20 protein-coding genes are annotated in these 23,884 nt (G+C 61.6%); 11 read left to right on the top strand and 9 right to left on the bottom strand.

The annotated features are described in order from the left end of the window. Window positions 1–137: 137 nt before the first annotated feature. Window positions 138–1,262 (bottom strand): metallophosphoesterase, encoded by a 1,125-nt coding sequence (locus tag BLW69_RS03405; RefSeq protein WP_092659923.1) that lies wholly within the window; start codon window positions 1,260–1,262, stop codon window positions 138–140. 409 nt (window positions 1,263–1,671) lie between these two features. On the opposite strand from BLW69_RS03405, the gene BLW69_RS03410 reads away from it, so the two are divergent. After that, window positions 1,672–3,117 (top strand): aldehyde dehydrogenase, encoded by a 1,446-nt coding sequence (locus BLW69_RS03410; protein ID WP_244508731.1) that lies wholly within the window; start codon window positions 1,672–1,674, stop codon window positions 3,115–3,117. Window positions 3,118–3,167: 50 nt separating this feature from the next. On the opposite strand, the gene BLW69_RS03415 is transcribed toward BLW69_RS03410, so the two are convergent. The 3 genes from BLW69_RS03415 to BLW69_RS03425 all read right to left on the bottom strand — a co-directional run bounded on the left by BLW69_RS03415 (window position 3,168) and on the right by BLW69_RS03425 (window position 6,893). Continuing rightward, entirely contained in the window at window positions 3,168–4,163 is a 996-nt protein-coding gene (locus BLW69_RS03415) for an MDR family oxidoreductase (protein ID WP_092661000.1), read from the bottom strand. 123 nt (window positions 4,164–4,286) lie between these two features. After that, window positions 4,287–6,233 (bottom strand): AI-2E family transporter, encoded by a 1,947-nt coding sequence (locus BLW69_RS03420; RefSeq protein ID WP_082471999.1) that lies wholly within the window; start codon window positions 6,231–6,233, stop codon window positions 4,287–4,289. 195 nt (window positions 6,234–6,428) lie between these two features. Further along, window positions 6,429–6,893, bottom strand: a complete 465-nt coding sequence (locus BLW69_RS03425; protein WP_139283775.1) for a hypothetical protein — start codon at window positions 6,891–6,893, stop codon at window positions 6,429–6,431. A 405-nt stretch (window positions 6,894–7,298) separates the two neighbouring features. On the opposite strand from BLW69_RS03425, the gene kdpF reads away from it, so the two are divergent. The 9 genes from kdpF to BLW69_RS03470 all read left to right on the top strand — a co-directional run bounded on the left by kdpF (window position 7,299) and on the right by BLW69_RS03470 (window position 17,740). Beyond that, a complete protein-coding gene (gene kdpF, locus BLW69_RS03430; protein WP_062460674.1) occupies window positions 7,299–7,388 on the top strand; it encodes a K(+)-transporting ATPase subunit F in 90 nt (29 codons plus the stop codon). 33 nt (window positions 7,389–7,421) lie between these two features. Next, the gene (kdpA, locus tag BLW69_RS03435; RefSeq protein WP_092659927.1) at window positions 7,422–9,125 is read left to right on the top strand and encodes a potassium-transporting ATPase subunit KdpA; all 1,704 of its coding nucleotides are present in this window, start codon (window positions 7,422–7,424) and stop codon (window positions 9,123–9,125) included. A 206-nt stretch (window positions 9,126–9,331) separates the two neighbouring features. Further along, window positions 9,332–11,419 carry a potassium-transporting ATPase subunit KdpB gene (gene kdpB / locus BLW69_RS03440; RefSeq protein ID WP_092659929.1) on the top strand — a complete coding sequence of 696 codons (2,088 nt, stop codon included), beginning with the start codon at window positions 9,332–9,334 and terminating at the stop codon, window positions 11,417–11,419. 12 nt (window positions 11,420–11,431) lie between these two features. Beyond that, window positions 11,432–11,998, top strand: coding sequence for a potassium-transporting ATPase subunit KdpC (gene kdpC, locus BLW69_RS03445; RefSeq protein ID WP_092659931.1), 567 nt, complete (start codon window positions 11,432–11,434; stop codon window positions 11,996–11,998). Between the two features lie 55 nt (window positions 11,999–12,053). Then, window positions 12,054–14,756: a sensor histidine kinase gene (locus BLW69_RS03450; RefSeq protein ID WP_092659933.1), complete on the top strand. Its 2,703-nt coding sequence runs from the start codon at window positions 12,054–12,056 to the stop codon at window positions 14,754–14,756. Further along, window positions 14,753–15,442, top strand: a complete 690-nt coding sequence (locus tag BLW69_RS03455) for a response regulator transcription factor (protein ID WP_092659935.1) — start codon at window positions 14,753–14,755, stop codon at window positions 15,440–15,442. Before BLW69_RS03450 ends, BLW69_RS03455 begins: the two co-directional genes overlap by 4 nt. Window positions 15,443–15,517: 75 nt before the next feature. Continuing rightward, window positions 15,518–16,189 carry a DUF2161 domain-containing phosphodiesterase gene (locus tag BLW69_RS03460; RefSeq protein WP_092659937.1) on the top strand — a complete coding sequence of 224 codons (672 nt, stop codon included), beginning with the start codon at window positions 15,518–15,520 and terminating at the stop codon, window positions 16,187–16,189. A 207-nt stretch (window positions 16,190–16,396) separates the two neighbouring features. After that, window positions 16,397–17,215 (top strand): GGDEF domain-containing protein, encoded by an 819-nt coding sequence (locus BLW69_RS03465; protein ID WP_092659939.1) that lies wholly within the window; start codon window positions 16,397–16,399, stop codon window positions 17,213–17,215. Window positions 17,216–17,314: 99 nt separating this feature from the next. Continuing rightward, window positions 17,315–17,740: a plastocyanin/azurin family copper-binding protein gene (locus BLW69_RS03470; protein WP_092659941.1), complete on the top strand. Its 426-nt coding sequence runs from the start codon at window positions 17,315–17,317 to the stop codon at window positions 17,738–17,740. Window positions 17,741–17,848: 108 nt separating this feature from the next. Here BLW69_RS03470 and hydA read toward each other — a convergent pair whose 3' ends face one another. The 5 genes from hydA to BLW69_RS03495 all read right to left on the bottom strand — a co-directional run bounded on the left by hydA (window position 17,849) and on the right by BLW69_RS03495 (window position 22,874). Beyond that, window positions 17,849–19,267 (bottom strand): dihydropyrimidinase, encoded by a 1,419-nt coding sequence (gene hydA, locus BLW69_RS03475; RefSeq protein ID WP_092659943.1) that lies wholly within the window; start codon window positions 19,265–19,267, stop codon window positions 17,849–17,851. Between the two features lie 13 nt (window positions 19,268–19,280). Then, window positions 19,281–20,549: a cysteine desulfurase-like protein gene (locus BLW69_RS03480; protein WP_092659944.1), complete on the bottom strand. Its 1,269-nt coding sequence runs from the start codon at window positions 20,547–20,549 to the stop codon at window positions 19,281–19,283. A 28-nt stretch (window positions 20,550–20,577) separates the two neighbouring features. Next, a complete protein-coding gene (locus BLW69_RS03485) occupies window positions 20,578–21,327 on the bottom strand; it encodes an amino acid ABC transporter ATP-binding protein (RefSeq protein ID WP_092659946.1) in 750 nt (249 codons plus the stop codon). Next, window positions 21,327–21,998 (bottom strand): amino acid ABC transporter permease, encoded by a 672-nt coding sequence (locus BLW69_RS03490; protein ID WP_092659948.1) that lies wholly within the window; start codon window positions 21,996–21,998, stop codon window positions 21,327–21,329. The genes BLW69_RS03485 and BLW69_RS03490 overlap by 1 nt, the downstream gene beginning before the upstream one ends. A gap of 78 nt (window positions 21,999–22,076) precedes the next feature. Then, complete coding sequence (locus BLW69_RS03495; RefSeq protein WP_062582473.1) at window positions 22,077–22,874, bottom strand: transporter substrate-binding domain-containing protein; 798 nt, start codon at window positions 22,872–22,874, stop codon at window positions 22,077–22,079. Window positions 22,875–23,031: 157 nt separating this feature from the next. Here BLW69_RS03495 and BLW69_RS03500 point away from each other — a divergent pair, with 157 nt between their 5' ends. Continuing rightward, the gene (locus tag BLW69_RS03500) at window positions 23,032–23,742 is read left to right on the top strand and encodes a FadR/GntR family transcriptional regulator (RefSeq protein WP_092659950.1); all 711 of its coding nucleotides are present in this window, start codon (window positions 23,032–23,034) and stop codon (window positions 23,740–23,742) included. Window positions 23,743–23,884 lie beyond the last annotated feature (142 nt).

Below are 23,884 nucleotides of genomic sequence, written 5' to 3' on the forward strand. Positions count from 1 at the left end.
GATCGACGCACCGTGTCGATGACGGCGCATTGGCGGCGACTATGTGTTGGCGAGAGCGCCCACGTCAACACCTGTCGTTCGCGGCGAGCCGATGGTTGTGGATAGAGAAAGCAGATGAAGCGGTGTCACTTCAGCCTTCAAAGCGGCTGACCGGCCCGAAGCGTGATCCGGGTCAGTTCGGAGGGAACACCGATCCGCAGCGCGAAACCGGGCCAAATGCCCGTGCCGTTGTTGACGTAGAGGGTCATCCCGCCGATCTGATAGCGGCCCGAAACAAAGCCGTTGTTGGCGCGTGCGACCACGCGATCAAGGCCGACAACCATGCCGCCATGGGTATGTCCCGACAGTTGGAGGGCGATCCCCGATGCGGCGGCTTTCTGTGCCAACCTGGGCTGATGGTCGAGAAGAATGATCGGCGCGTCGGCGGGGGCGCCCGCAATAGCCGTATCGAGGTCCGGGGCCGGCGCTCCGTGTCCGCGTGCCGAAAGGTCCGTGACACCGACCAGCACGAGCCTGCCGCTCCCTCGCGTCAGCACCGCGTGGGCGTTCTCAAGCATCGTCATGTTGAGGGTTGCGAGTTGGCGCATCCACTCCCGGTAGTCGAAGAAGTATTCGTGGTTGCCGGGAATTGCATAGACCCCATCGCGCGCCCGCAGGCTTGCCAGCGATGCGACGTCGCCGCGGCGGTCTGCGACGCTTCCGTCTATAAAGTCTCCCGTGATGACGATGAGGTCCGCATCGAGCGCGTTGGTTTTCGATACGACCGCCTCGGCCCATTTCGCCGGGAACAGCCGGCTGATGTGGAGATCGGAGAGCTGGACGAGGCGATAGCCCTCAAATTCCGGCGGCAGGTTTGCGATTGCAATCTCGATGTCGTTGAGTGGCGGTACACGGATTGCCTGGCTGACACCATAGGCGGAAAGGCAGAGCGCGACGCCACCCATGGCATAACGGAGCCCGGCGGGTGCGGCGGGGAAGTGCCCGTTGAAGGGCATGACCAGGAGCGAGGTGACATCGAGCGCGATCTGGAAGACGGCCAGAAAAACGATCGCGCCAAACAGGAGGTTGAACGCAATGATCAGCGGTCGCGGAAACTCCGGCGAAAAGACCGAGCCGGAGGAGAGCCGGCTGAAGAAATGGTATTGCGAGGCGATCAGCAAAAGCACCGCCACTGCCACCTTCGCCGACCAGTGCCAGGGCAGCGGCTGAATGAAGCGGAGGACGACAATCAGCCAGGGCAGTCCAAAGATGAGATGAAACATTGGGTACTTTCAGTTGCGCATGTCGACCGCGGCGCCGGTTCCGCAATCCTACCTATCCCTCGTCGATAGGGTGTGGAAGAGCCGAGCGGGCCGTGTCTGCTCGAAGTAGCGCAGATCAGTCCCGTATCTTTCCGTTTGACGGCTTGAGGCAGGTGCCATGTTCGTGGCTGCGGCTGTTTGATCCTCCCCTTGAGTCGCGGCTGGAGTTCGTTAACATGCCTGTTGGAGGAGGGGCTTCGCTTCTCGATGGAAACCGCGGAGACTGACGGTCAGACTGTGCGAAGTCATGCGCAGGCTGACTGTTTGTTCGCGCGATCGGTCGAGAAAGCGGACGTGTGATGCTGTCGTTTACGGCTGTGGCGCATCCCTCGAAGCTGGCTATCTGGTTTCTCGAAGAAAGGATCCGACCTTGGACATCAAACAGATCATCGGCGGCCAGTTGGCCGACGCCATTTCGGGCAAGACGTTCGAACGGATCAATCCCTTTACGGGCGATGTCGCGAGCCGATCGCCGGCGTCCGGCATCGAGGATGCCAAGGCCGCGGTCGCCGCAGCGCAGACCGCCTTTCCGGCATGGTCGACGACCGGTCCCGGCGCACGTCGCGCGCTTCTCAACAAGGCGGCAGATGTTCTTGCCTCCAAGGGTGGCGAGCTCACCGAGCTGATGACCGCCGAGACCGGCGCGACAGGCGGATGGGCCGGTTTCAACGCCCATCTTGCGGCCAACATGCTGCGCGAGGCGGCGGCCATGACGACCCAGATCCAGGGTGAGATCATCCCGTCGGACAAGCCCGGAAACCTGTCGATGGCGATGCGCCAACCGGTCGGCGTCTGCCTTGGCATCGCGCCGTGGAATGCACCGATCATTCTCGGCGTGCGGGCCATCGCCATGGCGCTTGCCTGCGGTAACACGGTCATCCTCAAGGCCTCCGAAGCATGCCCCGGACTGCATGTCGCGATCGGCAAGGTGTTTATCGAGGCCGGTTTCCCGGATGGAGTCGTCAACGTCATCACCAATGCACCCGAGGATGCCGCCGTCGTTGTCGAGGCGCTGGTTTCGGCACCCGAAGTCCGCCGCGTCAACTTTACCGGTTCCACCAAGGTCGGCCGCATCATCGGCGAACTCTGCGGCCGCCATCTGAAGCCGGCGCTTCTCGAACTGGGCGGCAAGGCACCGATGCTCGTGCTCGAGGACGCCGATATCGATGCGGCCGTCAACGGCGCGATCTTCGGCTCGTTCATCAACATGGGCCAGGTCTGCATGGCGACCGAAAAGCTGATCGTCCACGACAAGATCGCCGACGAATTCGTGGCTAAACTGTCCGAGCGCGCAGCCAAGCTTCCGGCGGGCGATCCCCGCGGTCACGTCGTGCTCGGTTCGCTGGTGACGATCGGTGCCGCGGAAAAGATGGAAGAGATCATTGCCGACGCGATCGCCAAGGGGGCCAGTCTCACCGCGGGCGGCAAGCGCACCGGCAGCGTCGTGGAGGCTACGGTGCTCGATCACGTCGAGCCCGGCATGCGCATCTATGACGAGGAGTGCTTCGGTCCGGTCAAGCCGATCATCCGGGTCAAGGACGAGGAGGAGGCGATCCGGATCGCCAACGATACGCAATACGGTCTCTCGGGTTCGGTCTACAGTCGCGATATCCAGCGCGCGCTCGCCGTCGCCGGCCGGGTGCAATCGGGGATCTGCCACATCAACGGCCCCTCTGTCGCGGATGAGGCACAGATGCCGTTCGGCGGCGTCAAGGGCTCCGGCTATGGCCGCTTCGGCGGCAGGGCTGCGATCAACGAATTCACCGATCTGCGCTGGATCACCATCGAGGATCCGCACCAGCACTATCCGTTCTAGCGCGAACGCGGCTGAAGAGGGAGGCTGGCCATTGCGCACGGCGCGCGGGGTTACCTCGTGACGTCGATCACGATCCGGCCGCGCACCTTGCCGGCGATGATCTCTTCTGCCAGTTGCGGCAGGTTGGACATCGGTTCCGTTCTGGTCATGGCGGCAAGCTTTCGGCTGTCGAGATCGCGGGCAAGGCGCGACCAGGCGGTAAGGCGCTGTTGGCGCGAGGCCATGACCGAGTCGACCCCGATCAGGGTGACGGCGCGCAGGATATGCGGCAGGACCGTCGCTGGCAGGTCGGGTCCGCCGGCAAGGCCGCAGGCTGCGATTGCGCAGCCGCGCATGGTCTGCGACAGGGCGTTGGCAAGCGTCGTCGAGCCGACGCTGTCGATGCCCCCGGTCCAGCGCTCCGTCTGCAGCGGGCCGCCCTTTTCGGCAAGCGTCGCGCGATCGATGAAGCTGGTGGCACCGAGCGAGGCCAGATAGTCGTGGGTTTCCGGACGCCCGGTCGAGGCTGTGACGACGTAGCCGCGCGCCGCCAGAAGCGCGATCGCCACCGAGCCGACGCCACCGGCGGCGCCGGTCACGAGGACCTCGCCTGCGCCGGGTTTAATCGAGCCCCATTTTTCAAGCGCGTCGACGCAGAGCGCCGCGGTATAGCCGGCCGTGCCGATTGCCATCGCCTGTTTCATCGTGAAGGCGTCGGGCAGCGGGATCAGCCATTCCGGTTTGACCCGCTGGTAGCGGGTATAGGCGCCCCATTCCGTTTCTGACAGGCCCCAGCCGTTCACGACCACCTTGTCGCCCGGCTTCCAATCCGGGGAGCGTGATTCGACCACGGTTCCGGCAAGATCGATGCCGCCGACCATCGGCATCCGGCGAGCGATCCGGCCCTTGCCGGTGATGGCCAGACCGTCCTTGTAGTTGACCGTCGAATAGGCAATTTCGACCAGAACGTCATTGTCAGGCAGATCGGCGACGGAGATTTCCCGGAAGGCGCCTTTCGGCTTGCCGTCAACGGTATCGATCACCATGGCGGTAAATGTCTCAGTCATGTCCATGCCTCCCGGGCTCTACAGGTCTTGACGAGTTGATCCTTGTCTATCCAGATTTCGATGCACTCAGGCGCGTCGGCATCGAGGACCCCACAGGTCAGGCATGCCTGCGGGGTGCTCCGATCACGCGACGAGCGGCGTGGTCTTGCGCTCACGCGGCCGGCCGATCCGTTTCGGCGCCTTGATCTCGACCGCCTGGGCGGTGGTCAGCGCGCCACGAACCGCATCGGAAATGGTGGTGACGACAAAGTCTGCATCGATGTCCTCTGTCGCAAGGGGGCTTTCCCGCTGACCGTCGACGCCGGTGATCATGATCCCCACCCGAACCGACGGCTTCTGTCGCTTGAACCGGCGGACGGCCTGGCGGGCGTGGGCTTTGGAGCCGCCATTGAGGAAGGCGATGAGGACCGTGTCGACGTCGGTCAGGTTCATCAGGCTTACCGTCTTGCCGCTCACGGCCGTGTGGTCGGCCTGAGACACGGTGGCGCCCTGAATGGCGAGAACCTGCGACAACATGGCGGCCGCTGCATCATCAATCGCGCCTCTGCCGCCGAGGCAGAGAACGGATTTCCCTTCGCCGCTGGGCAGGTCGATTTCACCGGTGATCTGCTCTGTGACAGCGGCTTCCCCTTCGGCCGGATCGTCTTCCGCTTCTTCCTCGATCGCGATCTCTGCCAGATTGCCGATCAGCGTCTGGGTGGTGGAGGCAAACAGGGCGATCTGGGCCTCGCTCATCACGCCGCGCTGCCGGTCCAGTTCACCCAGCCTGAGTGCAGGCAGTCCGACTTTTTCATAATAGTCGACGAGATACTCCTCCTCGAGAAAATCCTCCGCGTTATCGGTCGCCTCGTTGGGATCGCCGGCAAGCAGTCTCTGGTAGAGTTTTTCCTGCGGTTGTAGAACCGGCTCGTTGCCGAGCAGCACGTCGAGAAAGCTGAACTGCGGGACGTAGCGACCGAGAACGACGAGACAGACGGTGAGGGGCGTCGAAAGCATCAGCCCGACAGGCCCCCAGAGCCACGACCAGAAGATGGCCGAGACGATGATGGCGAGCGGCGAAAGGCCCGTATGGCTTCCATAGAGCCACGGTTCGACGACGTTGTTGCTGACGAGTTCGGTGACGATAAACAGTGCGGCGACCCAGGCAACCAGCGACCATCCAGGGGCAATCGCCAGTGCCAGAAACAGCGGCAGGATCATGCCGATGACCGGACCGATATAGGGGACAAAGCGCAGGACGAGCGTCAACAGTCCCCACAGGATGGCGTTCGGAATGCCGAGCAGCCAGAGGCCGATCGAGATCGGCAAGGCATACAGCGCGTTGACGACCAACTGCATCAGCAGATATTTGCCGACGCGTTTTCCCGCGTCCTGAAGAGCCGCCGTTGTCCTGTGGAGATCGCCGAGGCCGACAAGGCGTATGAACCGGTCGCGCAGTTCCTCCCGCTCAAGCAGCATGAAAATCACGAGGACGATAACCAGACCCGCGGTTGCAAAGGGACTGATGAGTGGCAGAATGAAATTGCCGAGCGTTTCGATCGGGTTGGCGCGGGTTACGATCTCGACAGGCATCGGATCGCGACGCTTGATCTGTGGCGGCGCGTCTTCCTTGCTCTCTTCCGCGTTGTCCTGCAGTTCCGAGCCTATGCGCTCGACGACCTTGCTGAGATGTTCGAACACGCCGTTGCCGGAGCCCGCCTGGCTGAGAGAGTGCACCTTCGCGACGATGTTGCGCTGATAGGTCGGAATATTGTCCGCGAGATTGGCGACCTGTCCGGCCACGATGAAACCGAAGGCTGCAATGACAAAAAACGCGGTGGCGACGGCAAGGAGGACGGCGGCGATCCTCGGGACGTAGCGCTTGCGCAGGAAACTGACGATGGGTGCGAGCGTGAAGGTAAGAAGGAGTGCGAGCGCAAGCGGCACAAACACTTCCTGGCCGACATAGAGGATCACCGCCACGCCGATGAGAATAAGGATCGTTCGGCCCGAAAGGGTCGGCGCGCTCAGCCCTACAGGCTTGTTCGCGATCCCCGCCGCTGCGATAGCCCCTTTACTCATGTCGCTCATAGCCGTCCCCGATTGAATGCGCTGCTGCCAGAAGCCAGGCATGACAGTGTAAATGCGCTTGGAACAAAACTTATCGAGCGGTGACGCAAAAATAATTCGCGACAGCCGTTTGCGGGTCACGCTGACGGGGAAAGTGGAAGCGTTCAAGCCAAGCAAAACCGCAAGTCGTTGCGGCACGGTTTGTCCCAGAAACGATTAGCTGGACGCAAATCGCGAGAGCGAGACCTCGGCCGACCATTCGAGGTCGCTGGGGTTGTAGTGGACGTCCCGTTCGGAAAACGACAGCGGATTGAGGCCGTAGCACTCGGTCCAGCTGCCGCCCGGTTCGATGATCTTGTCGCTTCGAAGCGTTGCCCTGTAGATCAGCGAGCTATGGCCCGCCTGGCGCGCACTCAGCGTGAAGGATGTCGCGAGCAGCTGTCTGTCCGCGTTGTTGGTGAAGGTAACGGATACGGGCGCGCCGGGTGCCTTGCATGTCTCGCCGCCGGAGCTTGCGACCACGGCGACGGATTGGTTGGTCGGCACTTTCGAGTTGATCTGTCCCGACATCAGCCAGAGGCCGACATAAAGCACAGCCAGAACGGCCACCGCCACTATCCCCGCCCGTCGCGAGTACAGGTAGAGAACCACGACGGCTGCTGCGCCTATTACCCAAATCATCGCGCACCTGTCTTTTCCGGAGTGATATCAACTCCGTATATGTAAGGATTTGGAGGTTAAACCGCAACGGGAACTCCGCAAAGGCCAAGCCCTAAGCGGCCGACGGCAAGGTACCGACACGCGAGCGTGCGGGCAAATTCCTATGCGGTTTATATTTCTTAGGCTTCTGGGCCATCTCGAATCCCTATGGGGTTCCGCCGCATATTGAGGACGAGACGGATCGTGATCGTCTCCAGCCGGAGAGAGAATGACGCGTTATCAGAACGACGCCCTTCCTGGCTGACACCACGAACAACCAGGATTCCAGAACAATGATGGACCTTATTCTCGTCGCGGCGACTGTTGGCTTCTTCGGTCTCTGCTCGGTCTATACCCGCGCCTGCGACAGGCTTTGAGAGGGATGCCATGACCCTCGATTATATCCTCGGCGGCGGTGTGACCGTCTTCCTCGCCCTCTACCTCACCTATGCTCTCATTCGCCCCGAACGCTTCTGACCAAAGCTTCAGCTTGCCCGAAAGTCTCTTCCCATGACCTTCAACGGATGGCTACAGATCCTCGTCTATTGCGGGATCCTCCTTCTGCTCGTCAAACCGCTCGGGGCCTATATGACCCTTGTGTTTTCCGGCGGGCGCACCTTTCTCTCCCCCGTGTTCGGTCCGATCGAACGCGGGCTTTACGCGCTGGCCGGCACCAGCGAGCGTGAAGAGCAGCATTGGACCGCCTATGCGTTTTCCGTGCTGATGTTCAATCTCGCCGGTTTCCTGCTGCTCTACGGTATCCTGCGGCTGCAGGACGTTCTGCCGATGAACCCGGCAGGTCTCGCATCGCCCGGACCGGAATTGTCGTTCAACACCGCTGTCAGCTTTGTCGCCAACACCAACTGGCAGAGTTACGGCGGCGAAAGCACCATGTCCTATTTCAGCCAGATGACTGGGCTCGCGGTGCAGAACTTCGCGTCTGCTGCGACAGGCATGGCGATCGCCATCGGCCTCATTCGCGCGTTTTCGCGGGCATCGGGCAAGGCGATCGGCAATTTCTGGGTCGATACGACCCGCGCCACGCTCTACATCCTCTTGCCGCTCTGCGTCGTGCTGACGCTCATCTATGTCTCGCTCGGCGTTCCCCAGACCTTTTCGGCCTATGTCAATGCCACGACGCTTGAAGGCGTCCAGCAGACGATTGCGGTCGGCCCTGTCGCGTCGCAGCTTGCCATCAAGATGCTCGGCACCAATGGCGGCGGTTTCTTCAACGCCAACTCGGCGCATCCTTTCGAAAACCCCGACAGCATTTCCAACATGATCCAGATGCTGTCGATCTTTGCGATCGGTGCCGCCTTTACCAACGTGTTCGGCCGGATGGTCGGCAATCAGCGCCAGGGTTGGGCGATCCTCGCCTCGATGGGCATCCTGTTTCTGGCCGGCGTCACCGTCGTCTACTGGGCAGAAGCCTCCGGAAACCCGATCATGCATACGCTCGGCCTTTCGGGCGGCAACATGGAGGGCAAGGAAGTCCGCTTCGGCGTCGTCATGTCGTCGCTGTTTGCGGTCATCACCACGGCGGCCTCATGCGGTGCGGTCAATGCCATGCACGGCTCGTTCACGGCACTCGGCGGACTTATCCCGCTCATCAACATGCAGCTTGGCGAAGTCATCGTCGGCGGTGTCGGCGCAGGCTTCTACGGCATCGTGCTGTTCATCATCGTCGCCGTCTTCGTGGCAGGTCTGATGGTTGGCCGCACGCCGGAATATCTGGGCAAGAAGATTGAGGGCAAGGACATGAAGATGGCGCTTCTCGCCATTCTCTGCCTGCCGCTCGCCATGCTGATCTTCACGGCTGTCGCCAGCGTCCTGCCCTCGGCGGTCGCCTCGATCGGGACGGCCGGTCCGCACGGCTTCTCCGAGATCCTCTATGCCTATACCTCGGCTGCCGCCAATAACGGCTCCGCCTTCGGGGGACTGTCGGCCAACACGCCCTGGTTCAACATCACGCTCGGCATCGGCATGCTGATGGGCCGCTTCCTGGTCATCATTCCGGCGCTGGCAATTGCCGGTTCGCTGGTCGCCAAGAAGACGGTTCCGGCGTCTGCCGGCACGTTCCCGACCGACGGCCCCCTGTTTGTCGGTCTGCTGGTCGGCACGATCATGATCGTCGGTGGCCTGACCTTCCTGCCGTCACTGGCGCTCGGTCCTGTCGTCGAGCACCTGATGATGATCGCCGGCCAGACGTTCTGAGGTCACGCCATGGGTCACCGTCAGACGCACCCCGCACAGTCTCCTCCCGTCACGCCAAAGCGTGGCGGGACGGTCCCCCGCTGGTGGTGCGGATCGAACGCCATTCTCGTGATGATGACGGCAGTGCTCGCCATCGTCGCAACACTAGAAATCCTTCGTGGCTGACCTTTCCCCGGTCGCCTCCCTTTCCAAGGCTGGAGCCTCATATGAGCCAGGCAAAATCCGATAGCGCACCAAGATCCGCAAGTATCCTGGACAAGCGCATCCTCGTTCCGGCAATCGGCGGTTCTTTTACCAAGCTGAACCCGAAAACCCTCGTCAAAAACCCGGTCATGTTCGTCGTGGCCACGGTGTCTGTGCTGACCACCGTTCTGTTCCTGCGCGATCTTGCCGCCGGCAGCGACGACCTGGGCTTCTCCCTGCAGCTCAACATCTGGCTCTGGTTCACCGTCCTGTTCGCCAATTTCGCGGAAGCCGTTGCCGAAGGACGTGGCAAGGCGCAGGCGGAATCGCTGCGCAAGGCCCGCACCGAGGTCCAGGCGAAACTTCTCACCGGCAAAGAGCGGACCGACTACCAGATGGTTGCCGGCACCACCCTCAAGCTGAACGACATCGTTCTGGTTGAAGCCGGCGACATCATTCCCTCCGATGGGGAGGTGATCGAAGGCGTCGCCTCCGTCAATGAAGCTGCGATCACGGGCGAATCCGCGCCGGTCATCCGCGAATCCGGTGGTGACCGCTCGGCCGTCACAGGCGGCACGCAGGTCCTCTCCGACTGGATCCGCGTGCGCATCACGGCCGCTGCCGGCTCGACCTTTATCGACCGGATGATTTCGCTCGTCGAAGGTGCAGAACGTCAGAAGACCCCGAACGAGATCGCGCTCAACATCCTTCTCGCCGGCATGACGCTGATCTTCGTGCTGGCGACCGCGACCATTCCGGCGTTCGCCTCCTATGCCGGCGGCTCCATCCCCGTCATCGTGCTGGTCGCGTTGTTCGTGACGCTGATCCCGACCACGATCGGCGCCCTGTTGTCGGCGATCGGCATTGCCGGCATGGACCGCCTGGTGCGCTTCAACGTGCTTGCCATGTCCGGCCGCGCAGTTGAGGCTGCCGGCGATGTGGATACGCTTCTCCTCGACAAGACGGGCACGATCACGCTCGGCAATCGTCAGGCAACGTCCTTCCGTCCGGTCAAGGGCGTATCGGAACAGGATCTTGCCGATGCGGCGCAACTGGCCTCGCTTGCCGACGAAACGCCGGAAGGACGTTCCGTCGTGGTGCTTGCCAAGGAAAAATACGCGATCCGCAGCCGCGACATGGCGAGCCTCAAGGCAACCTTCGTCCCGTTCACGGCACAGACCCGTATGAGCGGTGTCGATCTGGACGGAGAGCAGATCCGCAAGGGTGCGGTCGATTCCATCCTTTCCTATATCCGCCAGAATGCCGTGGCCGGTGGGCCCGTCACGCAGGACGCCGTCTTGGTGGAGTGCCAGGCAATCGCCGACGAGATCGCCAAGGCTGGCGGTACGCCGCTGGCCGTTGCCCGCGGCGGAAGGCTGCTCGGCGTCATCCAGCTCAAGGATATCGTCAAGGGCGGCATCCGCGAGCGGTTTGCCGAATTGCGCCGCATGGGCATCCGCACCGTGATGATCACCGGCGACAATCCGATGACTGCGGCAGCGATTGCGGCCGAGGCAGGGGTCGACGACTTCCTCGCCCAGGCAACGCCGGAAAACAAACTGTCGCTGATCCGCGAGGAGCAGGCCAAGGGCAAGCTGGTCGCCATGTGCGGCGACGGCACCAACGATGCGCCGGCGCTCGCTCAGGCCGATGTCGGCGTGGCGATGAATACCGGCACGGTGGCCGCGCGCGAAGCCGGCAACATGGTCGATCTCGACAGCGATCCGACCAAGCTCATCGAAATCGTCGAGATCGGCAAGCAGTTGCTGATGACCCGCGGCGCGCTGACGACGTTTTCGATCGCCAACGACATCGCCAAGTATTTCGCGATCATTCCGGCCATGTTCCTGGCCTTCTATCCGCAGCTCGGCGTTCTCAACGTGATGGGACTGGCGACACCGCAAAGCGCCATCCTGTCGGCGATCATCTTCAACGCGCTGATCATCGTTGCCCTGATCCCGCTGTCGCTGCGCGGCGTCAAATACCGCGCCGTCGGTGCAGGCGCTCTGCTGTCGCGAAACCTTCTGATCTACGGCCTCGGCGGCATCATCCTTCCCTTCTTTGCCATCAAGGCGATCGACATGGTCATCACGACCATCGGTCTTGCCTAAGGAGCATTCGTCATGTTGAAACAGATCCGTCCGGCAATCGTCATGATCGTTGCCGTTACTGTCATCACCGGCCTCATCTATCCGTTTGCCATGACCGGCATTGCCCAGGCGATCTTCCCCGTCCAGGCGAATGGCAGCCTGATCGAACAGAAGGGCAAGGTCGTCGGCTCGTCGCTGATCGGCCAGGCGTTCACCGGCGAGCAGTATTTCCATGGTCGCCCGTCCGCTGCTGGCGATGGCTATAACGCGGCCTCGTCGTCCGGCTCCAACCTCGGCCCGACCAGCCAGAAGCTGATCGATCGCGTGAAGGCCGACACGGAGGCTGCGAAAGCGACCAACCCGGGCGCGGATGTGCCGATCGACCTCGTCACCGCATCGGGCAGTGGTCTTGATCCGCATATCTCGCCGGAGGCTGCGCTATTTCAGGTGCAGCGTGTCGCAAAGGCGCGCAGCATGGATGAAGCCGCGGTTCGCGCCATGGTCGAGCGTCATATCGAACAGCGAGAACTGGGCTTTCTGGGTGAGCCTGTGGTGAATGTGTTGGCGCTCAATATGGCGCTCGACGCTGAGAAGTCGTAGTTGAACGAGCGGCGGTCAGTTTGGCCGCCGCTCGTTTGCGGAACGAAAGACCTCCATGCCGGAAGCAAAACACGAAGGCGCTAGCAGACCATCACCGGATGCTCTTCTTGAGTACGCCCGGCAGGAGGGGCGTGGCCGGCTGAAGATCTTTCTCGGGGCCGCACCCGGCGTCGGCAAGACCTATGAAATGTTGATGTCCGGCCGCAGCCGAAAGGCGGATGGCATTGATGTGGCGATCGGCGTGGTCGAAACCCACGGGCGGAAGGAAACTGAAGCTCTGGTCGAGGGCTTCGAAATGATTCCCCGCCGCGTCTTCGACTATCGCGGCCAGCAGCTCGACGAGATGGATCTCGATGCGATCCTTGCCAGGAAGCCGCGGCTGGTGCTGGTCGATGAACTCGCCCACACCAACGCACCCGGCAGCCGCCATCCGAAGCGCTATCTCGACGTCCTCGAAATTCTCGCCAGCGGCATCGACGTCTTTTCGACGCTGAATATCCAGCACGTCGAGAGCCTGAACGACATCGTCGCGCAGATCACCCGCATTCGGGTTCGTGAAACGGTGCCGGACTCGGTGATCGACCGCGCCGACGATATCGAGATCATCGATATTACGCCGCAGGATCTGATCAAGCGTCTGCATGACGGCAAGGTCTATCTGCCGACGACCGCGCGGCGTGCGGTCGAGAACTATTTTTCTCCGGGCAACCTGACGGCTCTGCGCGAGCTGGCGCTGCGTCGCACGGCGCAGCGGGTCGATGATCAGCTCCTCAATCACATGCAGGCGCATGCCATTGCGGGTCCCTGGGCTGCGGGCGAACGCATTCTCGTTTGCCTTGATCATGGCCGAAACGGCGCGGCGCTGGTGCGCTACGCCAGACGCCAGGCAGACAGGCTGCGGGCACCCTTGACGGCGCTGCATCTGGAGACGCCCGGATCTGCCAATCTAGGCGAGGCCGAGAAGGACCGGCTATCGGCTGCGATGCGGCTCGCCGAACAGCTCGGCGCCGAAACCGTGACACTGCCCGCCTCCAGGGTGTCGCGCGAAATCATCGCTTACGCCAATGCTCACAACTTCAATCACCTGATCATCGGCAAGTCGACCAAGCCGCGCTGGCGAGAGCTGTGGGATGGGTCGATCACGCACGATCTCATCCGCTATTCCGGGGCAATCAGCGTTCATGTCATGTCCGGCGGCAGCGAGGAGGCTGTCTCGACGGGCGTCAGGACAGCGCCGCCGACGAGAAGGCTCAATCCGAAACACTATATCCGTGCCACGCTGTTCATGACGGCGGCGGTTGCGATCGGCACGCTGCTCGACCGGGCGCTCGACGTGCAGAACCTGGCGCTCGTCTTTCTGATGGGCGTGCTCGCTTCGGCAATCCGGGGAGGGCTGGGGCCGGGTCTCTACGCATCCGTCATTGGCGCTCTCGCTTTCAATTTCTTCTTTCTTGAACCGCGCTACACGTTCACGATCCGTGATCCGGAAAGCGTCGTTGCGCTTCTTTCGTTTCTCGGAACCGCCGTTGTCGCAAGCAATCTGGCCGCGTCGGTTCAACGGCAGGCGATCGCCGCCCGGCAGAGAGCTCGCACGACCGAGGATCTCTACCTGTTCTCGAAAAAGCTCGCCGGCACGGGAACGCTTGACGATGTGCTCTGGGCCACCGCGTTTCAGATTGCCTCCATGCTGAAGGTTCGGGTCGTCATTCTGTTGCCTGAGAACGAGACCCTTGCCGTCAGGGCCGGCTATCCGCCTGATGACACGCTTGTCGATGCCGACATCGCGGCGGCGAAATGGACATGGGAACACAATCGTCCGGCCGGCCGCGCGGCCGATACGTTACCCGGCGCCAAGCGATTGTACCTGCCGTTGCGCACAGGACGCGGGGCGATCGGCGTTGTCGGGCTCGACAACGACAGGCAGGGACCGTTGCTCACCCCGGACCAGCAGCGTCTGTTCGATGCGCTGGCCGATCAGGCCGCACTCGCGATCGAGCGCATTCAACTCGTCGCTGACGTCGACAAGGCAAAGCTTGCCGCCGAGACCGACAAATTGCGCACCGCACTGCTGACCTCGCTTTCGCATGATCTGAAGACGCCGCTTTCAGCCGTGCTCGGATCGGCTAGCACGCTGAAGGATTTCGGGGCGAACCTGACCGATCACTCGCGAGACGAACTTCTGACCACCGTGATCGAGGAGTCGGAGCGTCTCAACCGGTTCATCGTCAACCTGCTCGACATGACGCGCATCGGATCAGGCGCCATGGAGCCAAACTTTGCGCTTCATTATGTCGGCGATATCGTCGGGACAGCCTTGAAGCGGGCACAGAAAATCACTGCGGATCACAAGCTGAAGGTAGCTATTCCATCCGAAATGCCGATGATCAAAAGCGATCCGGTCCTCCTGGAGCAGGCACTCTTCAATCTCATCGACAACGCGGCCAAATATGCGCCAGAGGGTACAACGATCGAGGTTCTGGGCTGGTCAGATGCGAAATACGTCACCCTTGCCGTTCTGGACGAGGGGCCGGGGATCCCCGATGCCGACCTGGAGCGGGTGTTCGACACGTTTTACCGGGTGCGCAAGATCGATCATGTCAAGGCCGGCACGGGCCTTGGACTGTCCATCAGCCGCGGTTTCATCGAAGCGATGGGTGGGCGTCTGACGGCGGGAAACAGACCAGCGGGTGAAGGAGCGATCTTTACGATCCGTATGCCAATTCCGGCCCAGCTGCAGATTGACGGAGACATGCGATGAACCAGGCCGCCACGAGAATTCTGGTTGTCGACGACGAGCCGCCGATCCGCAAGTTGTTGCGGGTCGGCCTTTCGACGCAGGATTTCGTCATCATCGAAGCACCGAACGCGAGGACCGCAATGGAACTCGTGGCCGCCGACCAGCCCGACCTCGTTCTCCTTGACCTCGGCTTGCCTGATATGGCCGGGCACGATCTTCTGGCGAAATGGCGCGCCGAGGGGCTAACGCTGCCGATCGTGATCCTGTCGAGCCGGACGGATGAGGAAGGGATCGTCAAGGCGCTGGAAATGGGGGCAGACGATTACCTTACCAAGCCGTTCAACATGAACGAACTGATTGCGCGGATCCGGGTTGCGTTGCGCCACCGGCTGCAGACCCAGGGCGAAAAGCCGATCTTCCAGACGGGTGACCTCAGTGTCGATCTCGTCCGGCGCGTGGTCAAGGTGAAGGGCGAGGAGGTAAAATTCTCGCGCAAGGAATACGACATCCTGCGGATCCTCGTGCAGCATGCGGGGCGCGTGCTGACCCACCGGTACCTCATCGATCAGGTCTGGGGGGAGGTCACCGACATCCAGTATCTGCGCATCTACGTGCGCCAGATCCGCCAGAAGATCGAGGAAATGCCCGACCAGCCGAAGTATATCCTCACCGAAACCGGCGTCGGTTACAGGCTTGCCGAAAGCTGAAATCCGGCGGCGGGGTGATCTGGCGGGTTGATCGGTGTATGTCTGCAGCCTGATTCCCGACTGTGATGCGCATCCATGGAAACCTCCCTCTATCTACCGGTCAAATCCTTCCTCGAGACTGCAGGCTATGTGGTAAAGGGCGAAGTTGGCGGCTGTGATCTCGTCGGCCTGAGCGAGGGCGATCCCACCGTAGTCGTCATTTGCGAGCTCAAGTTGAGCTTCAATCTGGAGCTCATTCTGCAGGCGGTGGATAGGGCGGCTATCGCGGACGAGGTCTGGATTGCGGCAAAGCTTTCGCTCAAGGGCAAGGGCCGCGAAACGGACAAGCGGTACCGCGACCTCTGCCGCCGGCTTGGCATCGGTATTCTCGGCGTTTCGGCCGCAGGAGATGTGAGCGTCATCGTCGGCTCCGTGTCGCCCATGCCGCGGACCAATCCGAAGCGACGCTCAAGGCTGATGCGCGAACACCAGAAGAGACGCGGCGATCCCGTGCTGGGCGGGAGTACGCGGGTTCCCGTCATGACCGCCTATCGCCAGCAGGCGCTTAGCTGCGCCGCCGTTGTCTCCGGCGGGCCGTCCCGCGTGCGCGATATCAGGGCGGTTGCCCCGGATGCCGGCAAGATCCTGCTTTCCAACGTCTATGGATGGTTCGAGCGGCTCGACAGAGGCGTCTACGGCCTCACCGACGCTGGCCGTGAGGCATTGGAGAGATGGCCTCAGACTGATCCCCGCCCTTCTGACGTTTGATTACGGGCAGGGGCTCCCACGATTACACCAATGTTCCATGGCTGCATCAATTTGACGAGGAAATACGAGAATTATTTGCGACACTTAATCGCAAATTAACTTGTGTTCGGATTCACGAAGTCTCAATGCGTTTGTAGTTCAGTGTGGCGAGCTGAAAGCCGCCAGGCGCGTCCGCGTGGTCGTTTCGAACCGTATTGGAATTACCGCATGCTTGCTTTGATCGACCGCTACATCAAGCAGGCCTGTGCGTCGGACCGGTTCGAGACACGACGCAAAGTCCTCGCATTCGCATTGCTCATGACCATTTGCGTCACAGTTGTTGCCGACATTCTCAACGTTGCGGCCCACTACACGCTTCATGCCTTGGGATGGCTGCCGTATGACGTCGTGCCCGCGGCAACAGTTGGGGTTATCATCTCGACTGTCGTTGCATCGGCGCTGACATTTTCGATCGTCTATATCGTTGGTCTAGCAATCCATCACCTCACGATCTCCCGGGCGGCTTTCGAGCATTTGAGCCGGACGGACATGTTGTCGGGGCTGATGAATCGGCGAGCGTTCCTGGATGAGGTGACGCGCGCTCCCGCCGCATCTTCTCTCATCCTGTTCGATATTGATAAGTTCAAGGCGATCAACGACCGCTTTGGCCACGATATCGGGGACCAGGCCATCATTGCAGTTGCGCATCAGCTCGCCGAGATCTTTTCGCAAAGTCGTGCCGTTGCACGGATCGGTGGTGAGGAGTTCGCAGTCCTCGTGTCAGCGCTTTCGCCGACGGAGCGTCTCTCGCTCGCGCACCGCTGCAGGGCCCTGATTGCTGCGCGGCCCATACAAGCGGGCAAAAGGCAGGTCGATATCACGGTGTCCGGTGGCGTTGCGGACCAGGAGGACTACCCTACGTTCGAGGATCTCTACAAGGCCTCCGACAAGGCGCTGTTCGTTGCCAAGGCGTCAGGGCGCAATTGTGTCGTGCACAGCAAAGACATCGCGGTCATTCTCGACGCGCATAAGGTGGCCACGATGTAACGGCCTGTCCGGTAGGCGGTGAGAACACGCTCCAATTCGTTCAGGCCGCTGTCAGCTTGCCGTCATACCCATCCGGTGATGACAACCGGAGGTAAACCCATGCTCACAATCCGAGACACCGCTATTGCACTTGCCCTTTTCGTTGCTGCAACGCCTGCACTGGCCGCCTCTATGGTCAAGGTTGTCGAGTCCGGCGAAGCGGGTGAGCCGATGACGTTGACGATGGATCAGACGACCGTTCCGGCAGGCGACACCACGTTTATGGTCCACAACGACGCGACGACCGAGGAGCATGAAATGGTGCTCGTCAAGTTGAAGTCGCCAGATCAGACACTCACGGTGGTCAAGGCCAAACATCGCGTCGATGAGAAGACGCTGAAAAGCCTTGGTGAAGTTGCCGATCTGAAGCCCGGTGCCGATGGCCAGTTGAAGGCCAAGCTTGTCCCCGGAACGTATATGCTCTTTTGCAACATCAAGGGCCATTACGAAGCCGGCATGCATGCGACCCTCACGGTGACGAAGTAATCACCGCTTGCTTGTTGGCTCCGCCGCCTCATAGCGGCGGCCAAGTCACGCTCGCATCGTCAGGCAGACGTGGTGGCCAGCGAAAGGCGTTGCAGCTTGTGCAACGCCTCAGGTTGAACCCCGGCTCGATGTCAGGGACGAGCGGTTTCGCGGGAGATAGCGGCCGCGGCTTCCGGGCCCGGTCAGCTCTCCGTCCTTGACGATGGTCCTGCCGCCCAGCAGCATCTGCACCGGCCAGCCGCGGATATCGAGCCCTTCATAGGGCGTATAATCAGCGCCGTGTTTCAGGAGATCGTTCGTCAAAGTGACGCGCTTGTCCGGATCCCACAGGGCGATGTCTGCATCGGCGCCGATCGCGATCGTGCCCTTGCGGGGATAGAGACCGTAGAGTTTGGCGTGATTGGTCGAAGTCACCGCGACGAATGTGTTGATGTCGATGCGGCCCTTCATGACGCCTTCGGAAAACAGGATCGGCAGGCGGGTGGCGACGCCCGGTATGCCGTTCGGGATCCAGCGGAAATTGCGCTTGCCCTTTTCGTTCAGCTTGCCTTCCGGATCGTCGAAACGGAAGGGGCAGTGGTCGGAGGAGAAGAGGTCGAAGACACCCTGTTCAAGTCCTTCCCAGCAGGCATCCTGGCTGGCCTTGTCGCGCGGCGGCGGGGAGCAGACGAATTTGGCGCCCTCCATCTCCGTCTGGTCGAGATCATCGGCCGTCAGCATCAGATATTGCGGGCAGGTTTCGCCGGCGATCTTCTGGCCGCGCTGACGGGCGCGGCGGATCTCTTCCATCGCCTCGCGGTTTGAAACGTGGACGATGACGATCGGCACATCGACGATTTCGGCCAGCGACAGCGCCCGGTGGGTGGCTTCGCGCTCGGCGGCGATTGGTCTGGTCGTGGCATGGAATTTTGGCGCGAACTTGCCCTCTTCCTCATGCCGGCCGATCAGGTAGCGGATCGCATCCTCGTTCTCGCAATGAACCATGACCAGCGCGCCGGTGCGCCGTGCGGTGTCGAGCGTCGCCAGGATCTCGTCGTCGCGCAGACGCAGACCCTCATAGGTCATGAACACCTTGAGCGAGGTATAGCCGTCCTCGACAAGTGCCGGCAGTTCCTGGCCGAGGACGTCAGGCGTCGGATCGGTGATGACCAGATGGAAGGCGACGTCGACATGGCATTTGCCGTCTGCCTTGGCGTGATAGATCTTCAGCGCCTCGCGCAACGTCTGGCCCTTCTCCTGCATGCAGAAGGCCAGAACCGTGCTGTTGCCGCCGATCGCCGCCGACCGGGTGCCCGAGTCGAAGTCGTCTGCCATGACGATGCCGTCGCCGGACGGCTGGTCGAGATGGACATGGCTGTCGATACCACCCGGCAGGACGAACAGTCCTGTCGCGTCGATCACCTCATCGGCTTCGGTAAGCTCTGCCGCAAGGGCAGCGATGCGGCCGTCCTTGATGCCCACATCGCTCACGAACGTGTCGCTCGCTGTGACCACCGTGCCGTGTCTGATGACCGTATCGAAGCGCATGATCCGTTCCTTCTTAAGCGGCGGCGGCCGCGCGACCGGCGTCGGTTGCGAGGATCCGATCGAGTGCTGCGGTAAAGCGATCGATCTCGTCCAGCGTGTTGTAGTGGACCATCGACACGCGAACCATGCCGCCGTGGTCTGTCAGGTCGAGATATTCGGCAAGCCGGCGCGAGTGGAAATCGCCGAAGCGGATGGCGATCTTCTCGCCGTCCATTGCCTTGCAGACTTCGCCGGCGTCGCGGCCATCGAAGCGGAACGCGATCGTCGGGACCCTCGTGCTACCGTTGTTTGTCGTCTGGCCGACGATGCGGCAGTCGTTGCGCGAGCGCAAGTAAGCGAGAAGGCGTTCCACCAGCAGGTTTTCCTGGGCCGTGATCGCTGCGAACGCTGCTTCGATCTTCTGGCGCACCGTGCCGGTCTCGCCGGCTTGTTCGCCGAGCGCCGTCAGGTAATCGACGATGCCGCAAGTCGAATAGGCAAGCTCGTAATTCGGGTTGCCCGGCTCCAGCTTGCCCGGCACTTTGTCCTTGCCGTAGAAGTAATGGTAGAGCGTATCGAGCTCGGCCAGCAGATCGTATTTGCCATACATCAGCGCGTAGTGCGGACCATAAGTCTTGTAGAGGCTGAAGACGTAGTAGTCGACATCCAGCGCCTGCACGTCGACGGCGCGGTGCGGGGCATAGGCCACGGCATCGACGCAGATCTTGGCGCCACGGGCATGCACGAAATCGGCGATCTCTCTGATCGGGTTGATCGATCCCAAAATGTTGGAAACGTGCGTGACGCAGACCAGCTTGGTGCGATCGCTCATCAGCGGAGCAAGGTCGGCGAGATCGAGCGTCAACGTGTCCTTGTTGAGCGGCCAGAACTTCAGCGTGATGCCGCGCTCCTGCAGCCGGTCCCAGGGACCGATATTGGATTCGTGATCGCTGACGGTGACGATGATCTCGTCGCCGGGCGAGAGCTGGCTCTGCATGGCGCGGGCAAGGTTTTGCAGCAGCTGAGTGGTGGAAGCGCCGAAGACGATTTCTTCCGGACGCGAGGCGTTGACCAGATGCATGGCCGCGGTGCGCGATTCGTAGAGTGCGGCGGCTGCCGCCTGCGATACCGCGTAGGAGCCGCCGATCTGGACGTTCTTCTCGATCAGGAACGTGTTGATGCGCTCAACCGCACCTTTGAGGATTTGCGATCCGCCGGCGTTGTCGAACAGCGTCCAGCCGCGCGCGAGGCCGGGAAACTGGCTGCGCACGTAGTCGAGATCGAGTGGAGAGGTGGTGTTCATCCCTGTGGTCCTGCGTTTGTTGTTCTTGTCAATGATTGAGCACGGCGCGCAGGAAACTGCGTGTCCGTTCTTCCCTAGGATTGTCGAAGATTTCGGCCGGCGTGCCCGCCTCGACAAGGCGTCCCGCATCCATGAAGATCACCCGGTCGGCGACCTGGCGGGCAAAGCCCATCTCGTGGGTGACGATGATCATGGTGACGCCGGTGCCGGCAAGCTTGCGCATCACGTCCAGAACTTCGCCGACCATTTCGGGATCCAGCGAAGAGGTCGGCTCGTCGAACAGCAGCACGCCGGGTTCCATGGCGAGCGCCCGGGCAATTGCCACGCGCTGCTGCTGGCCGCCGGAAAGCTGGCCCGGAAACTTTTCCGCCTGTTCGGAAATACCGACCCGCGCCAGCAGTTCGCGGGCCTTGCGCTCGGCGTCTTCGGGCGATGTCTTCCTGACGCGCATCGGTGCCAGCATGACGTTTCTCAGCACCGTCATATGCGGGAAGAGATTGAACGACTGGAACACCATGCCGACCTCGGCGCGGACTTTCGCAAGCGCGGGTCCCGGCGCGACGCGGATGCCGTCGACGGTGATCGTGCTGTCCGGCGAAAAGGCCTCGAGGTGGTTGATGCAGCGGATCATGGTCGATTTGCCGGAGCCGGAGGGGCCGATGATGCAGACCACTTCGCCTTCGGCCACATCGAGATCGATATCGTGCAGAACGGTGAATGTGCCATAGGCCTTGTTCAGGCGGCGGATCGAGATGAGGGGGCCGGTTGTCTTCGCCATCAGCGTTTCCCCCGGCTGTAATGCTTTTCGAGACGGGCGACGACGGCCACCATCGGCCAGAGCAGCGCGATATAGATGAGAGCAGCCCCGATCAGCGGCGTCGGGTTGGCGTTGAGCGCCTGCGCCTGGGTTGCCTGCTTGAGCAGATCCGGCATGGCGACGACGGAGGCAAGCGCCGTGTCTTTCATGACGTTGATGCAATTGTTGGTGAGCGGCGGAATGACGATGCGGATCGCCTGAGGCAGGATGATATCCATCATCGTGCTGCGACCCGACAGGCCCAGCGCTGCCGACGCCTCGAACTGCCCGTGCGGAATGGCCTCGATGCCGGCGCGAAAGATCTCTGCCGTATAGGCGGCGGAGACGAGCGACAGCGCGGTCACGGCCGACAGAAACGGCGACAGGCGGATGCCGACGAAGGGGAGGGCGTAGTAGACGACGATCAAAAGCACGAGCAGCGGTATCGAGCGGAAGATGTCGATATAGATGCGGATCAGGGCCTGAAAGAATGCCGGAGCGTAAAGCCGTGCCACTGCCAGAAACAGTCCGCCGCCAAGGCCGACCAGAATGCTGGTGATGCCGATCTGCAGCGTGACGACCAGACCCCAGAGCAGTTGCGGCAGACTGTTCAGGAAGACCGGTATGTTGAAGAATGTATTGAGAAGGTTCATGCCGGATCGGCTCCCTTGGCAAGCCGACGGAGCGTTTGGCGCTCCGCCGGATGCAATTCAAGCGTGCTCGCGTGAGCCTTACTTGGCCTTCGGCATGTCGAGGACGGCGACGGTCGAGGTCGTGTCTTCGGCCTTGGCACCGAACCATGTCTGGTGCAGCTTGGCGATAAAGCCTTCGCCCTTGAGCGTGGTGATGACGGCGTTGACTTCGGTTGCCAGCGGATCGCCCTTGTTGAACATGATCGAGTATTTTTCGCCGGTCGGGATGCGCTCGACGACCTTCAGTTCCGGCTTGTCCTTGGCGTAGTAGAGCAGGGCCGGGATGTCGGAGATGTAGCCATCGACGCGGCCGGCAACGAGATCGAGCATGGCCGGCTGCAGGCCCTCGAAGCGGCGGATTTCGCCGAGCTTGTATTCGCCCTTGTGGCTGTCTGCCCACATGTCGCCGGTCGAGCCCGTATCGACGCCGACGACCTTGCCGCTCATACCCTTGAGGCCGGTGATGCCGGAAGCGGCCGTGACGGTCAGCGACTGGTCGCTGTCGTAATAGGGTTGGGCGAAGGACACAGACTGCAGGCGCTTTTCGGTGATGGTGATCGACGACACCGCCATGTTGATGCGGCCCGACTGTACCGCCGGGAACAGGCCGTTGAACGGCGTGTTGACGAATTCGACGGTCTTGCCGAGGCGCTTGGCGATTTCGTTGACGAGATCGATCTCGAAACCGGTCACCTTGCCGCTGGCGTCTTCGAATTCCCACGGCACATTGCCGATATTGGCGCCGACGGTAAGATCGGCGGCATGAACGCCGATTGCGCCGAGCGCTGTAAACAGGCCGGCGAGAACTGTGGTTTTGATGCGTGACGCGTGTAGCATTGAGAGAACCCCTTGTTTTTATGATGAGACGCAATCTATGTTGGTCTAACTGGTCAGACCAGTCCGACCAAACAAGCACGGCACTTTGGGCTTTGCAAGATAGGTCGGGGAAAAATATATCTGACAGGCCGCAGGGGCCCAGCTGGAATAGGTTCGCATGCTCAACAAAACGCTCGTTCCGCAGTCGGTGGCCCGCGAAATCCAGACGATGATCCAGGCCGGCCAGCTGAAGGCCGGGGAGAAGATCCCGTCACAGCGTGAGTTTTCGCAAAAGTTCGGGATCAGCCGGGCGTCTTTGCGCGAGGCGCTGCTGACCCTGGAAACGCTAGGCCTTTTGAAGACCGAAGCCGGTCGCGGCACGTTCGTGACGGCGGGTTCGAGCTCGGTCTCGGACGGCGCCATCAGCCAGTCCGGTCATATGGCGCCGTGGCGTTACTCGGACAGCTATTCGGTGTTCGACGTGTTCCAGACCCGCATCCTCTTGGAAGGGGAGATCGCGCGTCTGTCCGCGGGCCGCCTGTCGCAGGCGCAGCTCGAGAAGATGGAAATGGCGACGCAGACGATGGAGGATTGCTGGGCCCGCCAAGACCTGCTCGCCAACGTCGAGGCGGATCTCGATTTCCACGGCACGATCGTTTCGGCCTGCGCCAATACCATGCTGAAGGCGCTCTACCAGACGGTGCGCGATCAGGTCACCGAAACCCAGCGGCAACCGATCCCGATGACGGATCCCGAGCGCATGCGACAGTCGATCGCCGAGCACCGGCGCATCATTGCGGCCCTGAGATCGAATGATGCGGCGTTGGCGAAGAGCGAAATGGAAACGCATATTCGCAACACCGCGCGCTGTGCAGGTCTTCAGCCATAGGCTGAAGGCGGCCGCATCCGGTGGCCGAAGGGTCACCCGGGCGGCAACCCGAGTGGTGGTGGATGCTCTGATAAATTGTGCCTTTGCCCTCTAGTGTCTGTTGCATAAAGGCTTTAGCGTTCTGCTTTTCGGATTCCTCAAT

The organism is Rhizobium sp. NFR12, assembly GCF_900108545.1.
GTDB lineage: Bacteria > Pseudomonadota > Alphaproteobacteria > Rhizobiales > Rhizobiaceae > Neorhizobium > Neorhizobium soli.